Annotated in this window: 9 protein-coding genes, 2 rRNA genes and 3 pseudogenes; 5 read left to right on the plus strand and 9 right to left on the minus strand. The window is 57.7% G+C overall.

What is annotated here, in order from left to right:
* Positions 1 to 80 precede the first annotated feature (80 nt).
* A 5S ribosomal RNA gene (rrf, locus tag HKK55_RS26130) occupies positions 81 to 196 on the plus strand.
* 107 nt (positions 197 to 303) lie between these two features.
* A 5S ribosomal RNA gene (gene rrf / locus HKK55_RS26135) occupies positions 304 to 419 on the plus strand.
* A 50-nt stretch (positions 420 to 469) separates the two neighbouring features.
* On the opposite strand, the pseudogene HKK55_RS29370 reads toward rrf (HKK55_RS26135), so the two are convergent.
* From HKK55_RS29370 to HKK55_RS26150, 3 pseudogenes are all read right to left on the minus strand, one after another.
* A pseudogene (locus HKK55_RS29370) lies at positions 470 to 599 on the minus strand (PepSY domain-containing protein); the annotation flags it as partial.
* Between the two features lie 8 nt (positions 600 to 607).
* Positions 608 to 770, minus strand: a pseudogene (locus HKK55_RS26145) (peptide ABC transporter substrate-binding protein); the annotation flags it as partial.
* 3 nt (positions 771 to 773) lie between these two features.
* A pseudogene (locus tag HKK55_RS26150) lies at positions 774 to 938 on the minus strand (RNA polymerase subunit sigma); the annotation flags it as partial.
* 247 nt (positions 939 to 1,185) lie between these two features.
* Here HKK55_RS26150 and HKK55_RS26155 point away from each other — a divergent pair.
* Entirely contained in the window at positions 1,186 to 3,066 is a 1,881-nt protein-coding gene (locus HKK55_RS26155; protein ID WP_169357251.1) for a methyl-accepting chemotaxis protein, read from the plus strand.
* Positions 3,067 to 3,115: 49 nt separating this feature from the next.
* Here the strand turns inward: HKK55_RS26155 and HKK55_RS26160 are convergent, their stop codons facing one another.
* The 5 genes from HKK55_RS26160 to HKK55_RS26180 all read right to left on the minus strand — a co-directional run bounded on the left by HKK55_RS26160 (position 3,116) and on the right by HKK55_RS26180 (position 9,563).
* Entirely contained in the window at positions 3,116 to 3,574 is a 459-nt protein-coding gene (locus tag HKK55_RS26160; RefSeq protein WP_169357252.1) for an SRPBCC family protein, read from the minus strand.
* Positions 3,575 to 3,601: 27 nt separating this feature from the next.
* The gene (locus HKK55_RS26165) at positions 3,602 to 6,469 is read right to left on the minus strand and encodes an amino acid adenylation domain-containing protein (RefSeq protein ID WP_237151387.1); all 2,868 of its coding nucleotides are present in this window, start codon (positions 6,467 to 6,469) and stop codon (positions 3,602 to 3,604) included.
* Between the two features lie 43 nt (positions 6,470 to 6,512).
* Positions 6,513 to 7,541 (minus strand): diiron oxygenase, encoded by a 1,029-nt coding sequence (locus tag HKK55_RS26170; RefSeq protein WP_237151295.1) that lies wholly within the window; start codon positions 7,539 to 7,541, stop codon positions 6,513 to 6,515.
* Positions 7,538 to 8,314 (minus strand): DUF3050 domain-containing protein, encoded by a 777-nt coding sequence (locus tag HKK55_RS26175; RefSeq protein WP_169357253.1) that lies wholly within the window; start codon positions 8,312 to 8,314, stop codon positions 7,538 to 7,540. Before HKK55_RS26175 ends, HKK55_RS26170 begins: the two co-directional genes overlap by 4 nt.
* Before the next feature lie 550 nt (positions 8,315 to 8,864).
* Positions 8,865 to 9,563: a GntR family transcriptional regulator gene (locus HKK55_RS26180; RefSeq protein ID WP_169357254.1), complete on the minus strand. Its 699-nt coding sequence runs from the start codon at positions 9,561 to 9,563 to the stop codon at positions 8,865 to 8,867.
* 248 nt (positions 9,564 to 9,811) lie between these two features.
* Between HKK55_RS26180 and lapG the strand changes: the two genes are divergently transcribed.
* Positions 9,812 to 10,504 (plus strand): cysteine protease LapG, encoded by a 693-nt coding sequence (gene lapG, locus HKK55_RS26185; protein ID WP_169357255.1) that lies wholly within the window; start codon positions 9,812 to 9,814, stop codon positions 10,502 to 10,504.
* A 14-nt stretch (positions 10,505 to 10,518) separates the two neighbouring features.
* Positions 10,519 to 12,465: a cyclic di-GMP receptor LapD gene (lapD, locus tag HKK55_RS26190; RefSeq protein WP_169357256.1), complete on the plus strand. Its 1,947-nt coding sequence runs from the start codon at positions 10,519 to 10,521 to the stop codon at positions 12,463 to 12,465.
* A gap of 15 nt (positions 12,466 to 12,480) precedes the next feature.
* On the opposite strand, the gene HKK55_RS26195 is transcribed toward lapD, so the two are convergent.
* Complete coding sequence (locus HKK55_RS26195) at positions 12,481 to 12,819, minus strand: tryptophan synthase subunit beta (RefSeq protein WP_169357257.1); 339 nt, start codon at positions 12,817 to 12,819, stop codon at positions 12,481 to 12,483.
* Positions 12,820 to 12,970: the final 151 nt, after the last annotated feature.

The raw sequence follows: 12,970 nt of genomic DNA on the forward strand, positions 1-12,970 counted from the left end.
AGTTTGCGTAACACACAAATCTATTACATACCCAATTTGCTGAAGCGAGGCCATCAGGCCGCGACTCAGTACCCGAATTTCTTGACGACCATAGAGCATTGGAACCACCTGATCCCATCCCGAACTCAGTAGTGAAACGATGCATCGCCGATGGTAGTGTGGGGTTTCCCCATGTGAGAGTAGGTCATCGTCAAGATTAAATTCCGAAACCCCATTTGCGAAAGCAGATGGGGTTTTGTTTATGTAGAAGTCCATGATTTTCACCAGTACGTTGCAAGCGCAACGGACTGGTACACAGAATTTCTTGACGACCATAGAGCATTGGAACCACCTGATCCCATCCCGAACTCAGCAGTGAAACGATGCATCGCCGATGGTAGTGTGGGGTTTCCCCATGTGAGAGTAGGTCATCGTCAAGATTGAATTCCGAAACCCCTGTCTGCTAACGCAGACAGGGGTTTTGTCGTTTCAGGGCAGCACAAACGATAGGCAAAGCCACAAGCCACAAGCCACAAGCCACTCGCGCGATGCAGGTCGAAGTTCAACCGGTAAGCATGCCCTCCCTTGATCTTTCATGTGGTCGACCATTTCCTCCCGAAATGATCTGGGCCTGGCGCTCCAGGCTCACCCACCAGCGGGTGCGATAGCGCAGGCGTACGGGCAATGTCTGCGGGAGGATCGCCAGCAGCTTCTCCGTGTCCTGCAGGTGACCGCCCCGACAGGCGCAATTCTGCAACACCCGCCGCGCATCCCAGGTAGCCGGGCCGATAGCATGCCCGAGGTGCCTTGAGCTCAAAGCGCTCGGTTTTCTGCAACAGCCGGACAAAGGTGTACTGGGCCAAGTCCGCCACATTGCCCAGGCGACTGCGCAGCCAAATGTTTAGCCAGCCGTGATGGTTGCTGTAAAGCGTCTGCAATGCGTACTTAGGAGACAGCATTCGTCTTGAAGGCCGGAAGATTTTGCAGCACTTGCCTCATCAGCCCTTTGTGCTGTTACCACCTGTCTGTTTCCTACGTAAAAAGAAGATGATTCTCACAAATTTCTAAGATTTATCCGGTCTTGGCCGAAAGCCTAACGAGCCATGCGTGCACCGAAATAGAGCGGTCGAAGAGTCCGCCTATCCCGTCACATGGAATGTTGCATCCGGCACGCTCACCCCCCTTTTGGCAAAAGAAGTCGATGAAATGAATCTCAAGTTCAGTCATAAAATTCTGTTGGCCGCGTCAGGCGTCGTGGTTCTGGCCTTCGCGTTATTCACGTTGTACAACGACTACCTGCAGCGCAGCACCATCAAGCAAAACCTGGAGTCATCCATCCAGCAGTCGGGCGACCTGACCGCCAGTAGTGTGCAGAACTGGCTCAGTGGCCGGGTGCTGGTACTGGAAAGCCTTGCGCAGAACGTTGCCCATCAAGGCAGCAGCGCTGACCTGCCGGGGCTGGTCGATCAATCAGCGTTCACCTCGAACTTCCAGTTCACTTACGTCGGTTCAACCAACGGTGTGTTCACTCAACGCCCTGACGCAAAAATGCCCGATGACTACGACCCACGTCAGCGTCCCTGGTACAAACAAGCTGTAGCGGCGGACAAGACCATGCTGACTCCGCCCTACATGGCAGCGGTGGGTGGTTTGATTGTGACTATCGCCATGCCGGTCAAAAAGAATGGCGAACTGCTGGGTGTGGTGGGTGGTGACTTGAGCCTGCAAACCTTGGTGAAAATCATCAACTCGGTGGATTTTGGCGGTATCGGCCATGCGTTCCTGGTCAGCGGTGACGGTCAGGTCATCGTCAGCCCCGATCAGGACCAGGTGATGAAAAACCTCAAGGATATCTATCCCGGCACCAACGTCCGTATCGAGAAGGTCAATCAGGACGTGGTGCTCAATGGCAAGGATCGGATTCTGTCCTTTACCCCGATCAGCGGCCTGCCCAATGCGGACTGGTACATCGGCCTGTCGATCGACAAAGACAAAGCCTACGCTCCGCTGGGTAAATTCCGCACTTCCGCCTTGATTGCCATGTTCATCGCCGTGGCGGCGATTGCCGTGCTCTTGAGCCTGCTGATCCAGGTGCTGATGCGTCCGCTGACCACCATGGGCCGCGCCATGCAGGATATTGCCCAGGGCGAAGGCGATTTGACCCGCCGCCTGGCAGTTGAAAGCAAGGATGAGTTTGGTGAGCTGGGCAGTTCTTTCAACCAGTTCGTCGAGCGTATTCACGCCTCGATTTCCGAAGTGTCCTCGGCCACGCGCCAGGTGCATGACTTGTCCCAACGCGTGATGGCTTCCTCCAACGCGTCGATCATCGGCTCCGATGAGCAGAGCGCCCGCACCAACAGCGTGGCCGCCGCGATCAACGAGCTGGGGGCTGCCACTCAGGAAATCGCGCGCAACGCCGCCGATGCTTCGCAGCACGCCAGTGGTGCCAGCGAGCAGGCTGATGATGGTCGTAAGGTGGTGGAGCAAACCATTCTGGCGATGTCGGAGTTGTCGCAGAAAATCAGCCTGTCCTGCACCCAGATTGAAACCCTGAATGCGAGCACCGATAACATCGGGCATATCCTGGATGTGATCAAAGGCATTTCGCAGCAAACCAACCTTCTGGCCCTCAACGCTGCGATTGAGGCTGCGCGCGCCGGAGAAGCCGGTCGTGGGTTTGCGGTGGTGGCTGATGAAGTGCGCAACCTGGCCCATCGCACTCAAGAGTCTGCGGAAGAGATCCACAAAATGATCACCTCCCTGCAGGTCGGTTCGCGGGAAGCTGTCACCACGATGAACGCCAGCCAGGCGTCCAGCGAAGAAAGCGTCGAAGTGGCGAACCAGGCCGGCGAGCGCCTGGTCAGCGTGACACAACGGATTGTCGAGATTGATGGCATGAACCAGTCGGTAGCGGCGGCCACCGAGGAGCAGACCGCCGTGGTGGAAACCCTCAACGTCGACATCAACCAGATCAACCTGCTTAACCAACAGGGTGTGGTCAACCTCAACGAAACCTTGAAGGACTGCGACGCGCTGTCTCAACAGGCTAATCGTTTGAAGCAGTTGGTCGACAGCTTCAAGATCTGACCGTCAGCTTGCAGATCCGTGGTGAGGAGCATGATCACTCACCACCGGTTCAGCTCAGTAGCTGACGCACGTTCTCCAGCGCATTGTCGGTGAACGTCTGCACGAACTGCTCGAAGCCTTCCTGCTCTGCTTCGATGGGCTCGGCAATGATCGTCCACGTTGCTCTGGCATGGGCTTCTCCGACAGGCTCGACACTCATCGCGGCCCACAGCCGGGCCACGCCCAAGGTGTTGTAGATTGTGGTCCAGGTCATGCGCATGGTCTGTTCATCACGGCTGTTGAGTTGCTCCACCACCAGGTTTCCATCCTGGAAGCATTTCTTGCGCAGTGATCCTACGCCTGTACCTGTTAACTCGATGTGCGACAGGGCAGGGATGAATGCATCAAACCTGCCGAAGTGACCGACCACCCTCCATAGCGTGGCGGCATCGCAGGCAATCACTACGGAAGACACCACAGGTTTGCCTCGTGGGTTTTTGATCAAAGTATCGGGTTGCAGCTGTTTCATAAGGTGCTCCTGTGGGCGAAACAGTGATCAGAGGAAACCGATGTGCCTGAGGTAGTGGCATCCCTTGCGTAGTAGCGCAGGGTCCTTTTCGGGGTACCGCGCGTCCATCCGTTTGACGCCTTGTTGGGCATTGTCATAACGGATCATGGAGGTGTCGCCGATGTCCTCTCCCTGCTCATTGAGGTAGAAACCGAGCACACCGAACAGTGCGTTATCGCTGCCCACCCGGCTCAGTTGCCGCTGCCAGTCGGCGACGCTGATTAGCTCAAAGACGTGCCCCGCTTCACGAAATGACTCCACATAAGCTTCCCAGCTTAGTGGCTGTGGGTTGTGCAGGTTGAAAACAGAGCGTTCCGGTTGCCAGTGACCGCAGTGGAATGCAACAAACCGAGCCAGGAAATCCACCGGCATCAAATCGAAATTCATCTCCAGGCGTGGGACCAGCCCTAGCTGCAACGAGCCCTTGAGCATCAGCATCAGGCGATTCTTCTGCGGCTGGCAGACGCCGTTACGGCTGTTGAAACTGATGTTCCCAGGGCGATGGATATTGACCCATGCGCCGTGTTCGACTGCACGTCCCAACAGGCGCTCGGCCACCCATTTGGACAGGTTGTAGCCGTTCTTGATGTAGAGCGGTGGCGTGGCGGCAGCGGGGGCTTCAAGTACCTGGCCCAGCGTATCGATGCTGCTGGATGCCGACAGTGTCGAAATGAAATTGAAAACCTTCTTGCGCCCGATCTCACACAAGCGCAGACATTCAAGCACCGGTTCGACGTTGTCCTTGGCCAGTGCCGCATAATCCATGACGTGATTGACGTGAGCGGCGTTGTGTACCAGCACCCCGTACTCGCTGGCGAGGTAATCATAGGCCTCGGCCGCCAGCCCCAAGCGAGGCTGTCTGATGTCGGCGGCATACACCCGCACCCGGCTCAGGTCCAGGTGCTCCAGCTGATAGTTGCGCAACGCCGCGGCAAATCGCATGGCGGCAGAGCACCCGGGAATTTCGCGCACAAGGCAGGCGACCTCAAGCGCGTCACCAGCCAGTAACGCCTCGACGATATGCACGCCGAAAAAACTGTTAGCGCCGGTGACAATCACCTTGCGGCGATCCCCCGCTTGATCCGTCGGCAGCGTCGTCAGGTGCAGCTCACGCATCGCGTCCCGTGAGGCCTGACTCTCGGGTGCATCGGACGGTGCGTCATTTTCCATCAGCGCGGCGAGCGTACGAACTGTGGGCACTTCAATAAACCGATTGAGCGAAAGGCTACGACCAAACTGCTCGCGGATGCGCAAGAGCATCGTAGACAACAGGATGGAGTGACCGCCGAGATTGAAGAAGCTGTCGTCCGTCGATATCTCGCTGGCCGGTAAGGCCAACAGCTCACTCCACAGATTCAGCAACTGTGCTTCCCGAGCAGTTTGCGGTGCCTGGTGAGTGCTGTCCGAGGAGGGCTGGATCCTCATCGCCAGCAACGCCTGCCGGTCGACTTTGCCACTGCTGGAGCGCGGCATGCTCGTCAGCTCGGTGCACATCGTTGGTTGCATGTAGTCCGGTAGCGAGCGCCTGGCGTGCTGCTTGAGCGCTGGCAAGGTGGCATGCAGTTCAGGTTGTGCCACAAAGGCGAGGATCCGCCGATCACGGTCAATCACCACAGCCACCTGGCGAAACAGCTGACTGTTGCGCAGGCAGTGTTCGATCTCCTGCGGCTCGACGCGAAAGCCGCGAATTTTCATTTGGTTGTCCCGGCGCCCGCCCAGCACGATGCCGTTATCGGTCCACTTTGCCATGTCGCCGCTGCGATACGCCCGCAAGGTTTTTCCGTCGGGTAGCGAGAGCTCTACGTAGCGCTGCGCTGTCTGTTGCGGGTTGTTCACATAGCCCAGACTCACCCCGGGGCCGACGATGTACAGCTCGCCCATGACCTGCTCATCCACCGGTTGCAGCTCATCGTCAAGGATCAGCGCTTGGCTGTTGGCAATGGGTGTACCGAGGTTGTGGTTGCTGTCTGCGGGCTGCATCGTACGGGTGGTCACCAGGACCGTGGTTTCGGTCGGGCCGTAGAGGTTGTGCAAGCGACATTGTCTGGCCAGACGTTCGATGACATAGGGCTCGCAGACATCGCCTCCGGTCAGCAGATGGCTCAGGCCCAGGGGGGACTCCAGCGGCAGGATGCTCAGCAGTGCCGGCGGCAGGAACGCGTGGGTGATGCGTTGCTCGCGGATCAGTTCCACTAGCTGTTGCGGGTCACGACGTTGATCCTCGTTGGGCACGATCAGCTCGGCACCCTGAATCAAGGTTGGGAAGATATCGATCAGCGAAGAGTCAACGCTCAGGGACGAAAACTGCAGGACACGGCTGAATTCCGTCAGCTGTACATGGGGGGCGATCCAGGCCGTGAAATGGGCCAGGTTGTGCTGGCTCAGCATGACGCCCTTGGGTTGTCCGGTCGTGCCCGAGGTATAGAGCACCATACAAGGAGCGTCGTCCGAGGGTCGGTGGCGCAATAGCAGTTGGGTGCTATTGGCGTCGATGGCGCTGATATCCAATGAAGCAAAATGCTCGCGCAATGGGTGCGCACCGTCGTCCAGCAGCACAGACGTGCGAGCATTCTCCAGCATGGCTTGCTGGCGTCGCAGCGGGTGCCCGGGTTCCAGTGGCAGGTACACCGCGCCGCAACTGAGGATGGCCAGAATGCCGGCGTAGAGGTCGAGAGATTTGCCCAGGCAGATAGCGACCACCGGCGTCGTATCAAATGGCGTCAGCAACGGCTGAAGGCTCCGCTGGATGGCCTGGCTTTGACGATGTAGCTGACGATAACTGAAGGTGATACCTGCGACATTCAGCGCTGGCCGTTCGGCAAAACGCTGAAAGCTTTGTCCCAACCGCTCGATCATCGGGACTTGGGCTTTTTGCAGGAGTGCTGGGTCAGCGGTCCGGTTATAGCGATGCAGATACGCCAGCGAGTCCAGCCCTTGCAGGCCGTACTCCTGATAATCGTGGGCCGTGGGTGTTCGCGAGAAATAGCCGGCATCTCGCGAAAGTCCACAGACGTGCAGGGCAACCCACTCGGCAAGGCGGGCCATAGCCCGTTGCCGCAGTCTCTGACCGTTGCCGCACGGGTCTCCCGTAACGTCCAGGGTGGTGCGCAGGCGACGCTCGCTGTCGTAGCTTCTGAACTGCAGCGCCGGTATCGGTGCTGACGTCCAGGTGTTCGATCAATTGCAGGTCGAAGCTTTTTTGCAGGTTGTTGGTCAGGTAATGCTGAAGAAATATCGGCAGGATTTGGGCGATGGTGGTGCGGTCCTCTTCGCTTGCCGTGAGCCAATAACTGCGTACCAGGCGTGCCCAGAACCCGGCGTGGCGGCCCTCGTCAAACAAGTGATCGGCCATCAAGCCTTTGATGGACTGCTTGACGCTGTCGTCCTTGGAAAACGCCGCAACATCCTGGGTTACGGTGTTCTCCGCGATCGCTACGCAAATCAACTCCACGGCATCGCGCAAGTGCTCGGGGGCCAGGCCCAGTGCAACCGGTATCGCCACGCTAAGCTCGATTTGTGTCGGCAGCTCCAGAGGTAGGATGCCGGTCATTTCTATCGTCTGTTGCATGAAGTCTAGGGCGACGAGGGCGTGGTAGTCCTCATCAATAACCACGGTCATTGCGTTGTAGCGACAGGCGAAAGGGAAGGGCACCGAAAAGCGGTTCTTGGCAATGCTACGTGCCGTCTTATCAACGATTTCGGTCTCAAAGATCACCACATCGTTGATGAACTTGTAGAACGTTTGCACCAGGACAAAGTCGCGCCATTGAGGGCACTGTTCGAGAAAGGTCGCGGTGAGCACCAAGGGTTGGCGGCACAGGGGGAAGATCAGATTGTTGTCATCCTCCAACAGACGTCGAGGCCGCGTACGGATCGTAGCGCGCAGCTCCCAGTCTTCGGCAAATGAACGGTAATCGGCGGCGCTCATACGCTCACCTCTTGCGCCTTGGCATGGCGGTTCTGGCGTAGCCCATCCCACAAGGCAATGCGGTTTTCCACGGCGGCGACGGCGGCGGCGCAGGCTTGTTGATCGCGGTGCGGGTCGGCGAAGATCAGGCGTTGGAGCAGTTGTTCCGCTGCTGGTTCGTGATTTTGGGCGTCCAACTCGATATGTCGTTTGAGGTAGTAACACAAGGTGGGGGCCTGGCGGTGAGCGATATCGCAGCCGTCGAGGAAACGTTTGAACATCGACGGGATGATGCTCTCCCGACCGTGGAGAAAGGCTGCAGCCACGCAGTGAGTCGGCGCGTTCAAGGCGATGTGCAAAGTACTTCTGACAAAGCGGACCACGGCAGGGTGGATGTCGATCTGCTGCAATGCCGTTTCCACGCTGGCGCCTTCACGCTGGAGGGTGATGAACGTCTCGATGGCCGTGGTGTTGGCGCCGACTTCGCGCATGGCCTCCAGGTACAGCTCGAAGTGACTGCAGTGGCCTGCGCCCACACGCTCGTCTGATTCCTCGCCCAGCACGATTTCATTGATCAGGCGTGCTGCCTGTGAGTCCACGGGAGGCAACCAGGGCAGACGTACGCAGGTCAAATCCTGTTGCAGGCGTTTGGTTAATGTCATGAAGTCCCAAACGGCAAATACATGGTGTTGCATGAAATATTGAAGTTTGGGGAGCGAATTTATCTCCAGAAATATCGGATGGTTGCGCAGTTGCAACTTTTTTTGTTCAAGTAGTGCTTGGCATTGAAACATGTTGGGTGCCTATAAAACGTTATGTCAGTGCTGGTAAGAGCAAGTTGCTTCGGCGACAAATGAGTATTGGGTTTACTGGCGAGAGAATATTTTTAACCAGCGGCCGGGGTCACAGCCTTTCAGCAGGCAACACGCTGGAATAACGCCAAGGCCTTCTCTAAAGGGACGCCGAACGCAGTGAGCCCAAGCCAGTGTTAACGTGGTCGATTGGGGGGATTCAGGAGTTAATAAAAAATAAGCGGGTTAAGTGCTTAGTACTTTTTAATTATTTTAGAAGTAAGAAAGTTGGTAGTGGGGCTGTTCTGCTGTTGAAGTGGGAAGTTTCCTATTGAGTTGCAGGTTTAAATGGGAGAGTTTCAGGAAAGTATCGGTAACTGGCCGATTGATGCAAGGTATGTGGTTGCAAATGACGTTTGCGCCTTTATGCACAAGGTGCAACATTCCCCGGCCTCAATAGGCCAGGCGGCCTATTGTGCTATGCCCAAAGACTCATGCAGCGCCTTTGTGGTCGAAGGGGCCACTGAGTTCCCTGGAAAATTTACAGCGAACCTTATTCGTCGATCCGTTCAAGGCCGTTCAGGTAGTTTGTAATCACCTCCATCCCCCGCATGAGATGGTTGCGCAAGGTCAGAATGCTTTCGTCGACCTTCTTTTGTGCTACCAGGTTCAGCAGTTCGCGGTGGTCTTCCTGGGACGTTTCGCCCAGCCCCATGGACTCGAGATTGAAACGCAGGAAGCGTTCCTCTTCGTTCAGCCCGTGCTCCACCAGTTTGAGTAGCCGCTGATTGGGGGCCTTGCCATACAAAGCCATGTGAAACAGGCGATTGAGCCGGCCAATCTCGGTGTAGTCGGTTTCGCGTTCAAGGGCATCAATACAAGCGCCGGCCTTGGCGATGTCGTCATCGGTGAGCAAGGGAATCGATAAGCGTAGCGCCTCGGACTCCAGTAGAAGACGCAGGGCGTAGGTTTCAGCCGAGTTGTCTTCAATCAGGGGGGCGACCACCGCGCCTTTATGGGTTACGACATGCAGCAGCGACTGGGCCTCCAGTTGGCGCAGGGCTTCGCGTACGGGCATCCGGCTGACCCCGAACAGGCTGGCCAACTCTTGCTGGCGCATGGCAGTGCCGCAGGGCAAGCGACCATCGAGGATGGCGTTGCGCAATGTTTCTTCAATCACGGAGCGAGCAAGGTGGGCGGGAATGGGCCCGCTGATCTTGATGCTGCTCAAAGGGTTCGGCTTCTGCGTCACGACTACGCTATCCTCCTTTTTAGAGAGTCTGGTTTATTGGATCCAATGCACACTAAAGACTGCCTGTAAGCTTGTCAAACGGGCAAGGTTTCTGTTTGTAAGGGCTTACATCACTCCCTTTAGTTATCTGACAGGTCTTGGTTCAAAAAGCCTGGCGCTGCAAGGGTGATTGCATCGTGCCATTGTTTTTTGCCGATTGAAGCTTCACCATCCATTGAAACTCCGTCTCTCCCCACGGACTGAACGCATTGGCGGTACGTTTTATTCCCTCCCGGATCCTGTGCTGGCTGTTCTCGGCGCTGCTGCTGGCTGGCTTATTGCCTGGCGGGCTGCATGCCGATTGGGATTTTTCCCAGATCAGCCGCAAGGCAACCGCTTTGTACGGGCCGCTGGGGGAAGGCCAGCAGCGCATCGATGCCTGGCAGCGGCTGCTGGCGACACAAAAGCAAGTCAGCGAGGTGGAGCAGCTCAAGGTGGTCAACCTGTTCTTCAACAAGCAGATGCATTATGTGGAAGACATCGACCTGTGGCATCAGGTGGATTATTGGGAGACTCCCATCGAAGCCCTGTGGAAGGGTGCTGGGGATTGCGAAGACTATGCAATCGCCAAGTATTTCAGCCTGCGTCACCTGGGTGTCTCCAGCGACAAATTGCGCATTACCTACGTCAAGGCGTTGCGTCAGAATCGCGCCCACATGGTCTTGACCTATTATTCGACGCCAGAGGCGATGCCACTGGTGCTCGACAGCCTGATGGATGAAATCCAGCCGGCTAGCCAACGTACCGACTTGCTGCCCGTCTATTCCTTCAATGCCGAAGGTTTGTGGCTACCGGGCGCCAAAGGCAACAAAAAGGTCGGTGACACCAAACGCTTGTCGCGCTGGCAGGATGTGTTGAGAAAAATGCGTGCGGAAGGCTTTCCAGCCGAGCCTGCCAACTAGGAGTAACTGTTCAGATGTCTCTGTTCAAACAACTGTTGATCGCTATCTGTCTGTTCCTGGTGGTCGCCTTCAGCGGCAGCTTCATGGTCAGCCTGGAAAGCTCGCGTACTCAATACGTGAACCAGTTGCGCTCCCACGCGCAGGATGCGGCGACAGCCCTGGCACTGTCCCTGACCCCTAATATCGACGACCCGGCGATGGTGGAGTTGCTGGTCAGCTCGATCTTCGACAGCGGCTACTACGCCAGCATTCGAGTGGTCGACCTGGCGACCGACAAGACCATCGTCGAGCGCAGCGGTATCCCCGACAACAATGGCGTGCCGAACTGGTTCGTCAAATTGATCGGGCTCGAACCGGCCGGCGGTGATGCCTTGGTCAGCCGTGGCTGGGAACAGGCGGCGCGGGTCGAGGTGGTCAGCCACCCGATGTTCGCCCTGGCCAAGCTCTGGCAGAGCGCCCTCGGTAGCCTGAGTTGGTTACTGCTGTGTGGTGCGGTCAGTGCGGTGCTTGGTGCTTTGCTGCTGCGCCGTCAATTGAAGCCTCTGGATTACATGGTCAAACAGTCCCACGCCATTGCCCGCCGGGAGTTTCTCAGCTTGCCAGAACTGCCACGCACCCCTGAGCTGCGGCGAGTCGTGCAGGCGATGAACCAGATGGTGGAGAAGCTCAAGGCGCTGTTTCAGGAGCAGGCCGAGCGCAGCGAAAAGCTGCGGGTCGAGTCTTATCAGGACAACCTCACCGGCCTGGCCAACCGTCGTTATTTCGAGATGCAACTCAACGCCCGCGTCAGCAACCCGGAAGAAACCAGTTCCGGCTATTTGCTGCTGCTACGGGTCAAGGACCTGGCCGGCCTCAACCAGCGCTTGGGCGGCCAGCGCACTGACCAACTGCTGAAGGCGGTAGGCGAACAACTGCTGCGCCAATGCGAGCCCTACCCGGAAACCCACAACCTGGTCACCCGTATCCGCGGTGGCGAGTTTGCCGTGCTGGCGCCGGGGCTGATGCGCGAAGAGGCGTTGCAACTGGCACAGAACCTGGAAAGTACCTTGCTCAGCCTGCAAGCCACTGGCGCCAGCGACGTGACACCGGTGGCCTACATTGGCCTGGCCCCGTTCAATCACGGCGACGCGCCGCAAGCGTTGCTGACGCTCGCCGATCAAGCCCTGGCCCAGGCCGAAGGCCAGGGAGAGGCCAGTTGGGTGTGCCTCGACCACAGCGCCGCCGCCAGCGTCGGTGACGATCACCATGCCTGGCACACGCTGCTGGAGGACGCGTTGACCCAACGGCGCTTTCAGCTGTACTTCCAGCCGGTGGTCGCCAGCCAGGATCCTCAGCTGGTCCTGCACTACAAAGTCTTGTCTCGTCTGGTGGATGACCACGGCCATACCATCCCGGCAGGGCGTTTCCTGCCCTGGCTTGAGCGCTTCGGCTGGTCGGCACGTCTGGACCGCTTGATGCTGGAACTGGTGCTCAAGCAAATGGGCAGCCACACCCAGTGCCTGGCGCTGAATCTATCGGCCGCTACCCTGGCCGATCCTCAAGCCCTGAACCGGGTTTTTGATCTGCTGCGTCAGCATTCCAACCTGGGGCCGCGCCTGACCTTGGAAATCGGTGAAGAACAATTGCCTGAACAGGCCGTGTTGGAGCAACTTACCCAGCGTCTGCGCGAACTCGGCTTCGCCCTCAGCTTGCAGCGTTTTGGCGGGCGGTTCAGCATGATCGGCAACCTGGCACGCCTGGGCCTGGCCTACCTGAAGATCGATGGCAGCTACATCCGCGACATCGATCAGGAGAGCGACAAACGTCTGTTTATCGAAGCTATCCAGCGCGCAGCCCACAGCATCGATTTGCCACTGATCGCTGAACGCGTGGAAACCGAGGGAGAATTGAAAGTGATCCGCGAGATGGGCATTTTCGGTGTGCAGGGGCAACTGTTTGGTGAGCCGGCGCCCTGGCGGTAACGGCCCTCACTGGCCTCAGATCAAACCGGTTTCGTCGTCGTCGATCAAGTGACTCAGGCCGCCCAATGATTCCCGTGCGCTGCTACGGTCTTTCAACTTTTCCTGCGCGGCAACCGGTAGGTCGGTCAGGTTGATCACGCCTTTCTGGATCAGCACCTGAATCAAGTCTTCCAGCACCCGGATCATCTCCGAGTCACTGTGCTTGAGCTGCTTGAGGCTCACCTCCGCTTTTTCGTCGGCGAACCAGGCCTGGATCTCAAGGTGATCGGACGGCAAGGTTCCCGTCGCCTCAGCGTACGGCGCTGTTTCTACGCGAATCAGCTCACCCTGTGCATCACGTTGCACGTAGAACATTGAACATCCCTCATGAGAAGAACTGGCAACAGCCTGTCAGCAGCATAGGCCAACGGCGTGCATTTGGCCGTGAGTATGCCGTGCAACCGTGACCCCGTGCCAGTGACGGGGTGCCTGAAATGAACCGGCCGCCTCAAGAGGCGGCCGGTGC

This window comes from Pseudomonas sp. ADAK18 (assembly GCF_012935695.1).
Classification (GTDB): domain Bacteria; phylum Pseudomonadota; class Gammaproteobacteria; order Pseudomonadales; family Pseudomonadaceae; genus Aquipseudomonas.

Bases quoted from the DNA above. Each gene is read 5' to 3' on its own strand.
- HKK55_RS26155 (WP_169357251.1), top strand. From the start codon at position 1,186: ATGAATCTCAAGTTCAGTCATAAAATTCTGTTGGCCGCGTCAGGCGTC.
- HKK55_RS26160 (WP_169357252.1), bottom strand. From the start codon at position 3,574: ATGAAACAGCTGCAACCCGATACTTTGATCAAAAACCCACGAGGCAAA.
- HKK55_RS26165 (WP_237151387.1), bottom strand. From the start codon at position 6,469: ATGATCGAGCGGTTGGGACAAAGCTTTCAGCGTTTTGCCGAACGGCCA.
- HKK55_RS26170 (WP_237151295.1), bottom strand. From the start codon at position 7,541: ATGAGCGCCGCCGATTACCGTTCATTTGCCGAAGACTGGGAGCTGCGC.
- HKK55_RS26175 (WP_169357253.1), bottom strand. From the start codon at position 8,314: ATGTTTCAATGCCAAGCACTACTTGAACAAAAAAAGTTGCAACTGCGC.
- lapD (WP_169357256.1), top strand. From the start codon at position 10,519: ATGTCTCTGTTCAAACAACTGTTGATCGCTATCTGTCTGTTCCTGGTG.
- HKK55_RS26195 (WP_169357257.1), bottom strand. From the start codon at position 12,819: ATGTTCTACGTGCAACGTGATGCACAGGGTGAGCTGATTCGCGTAGAA.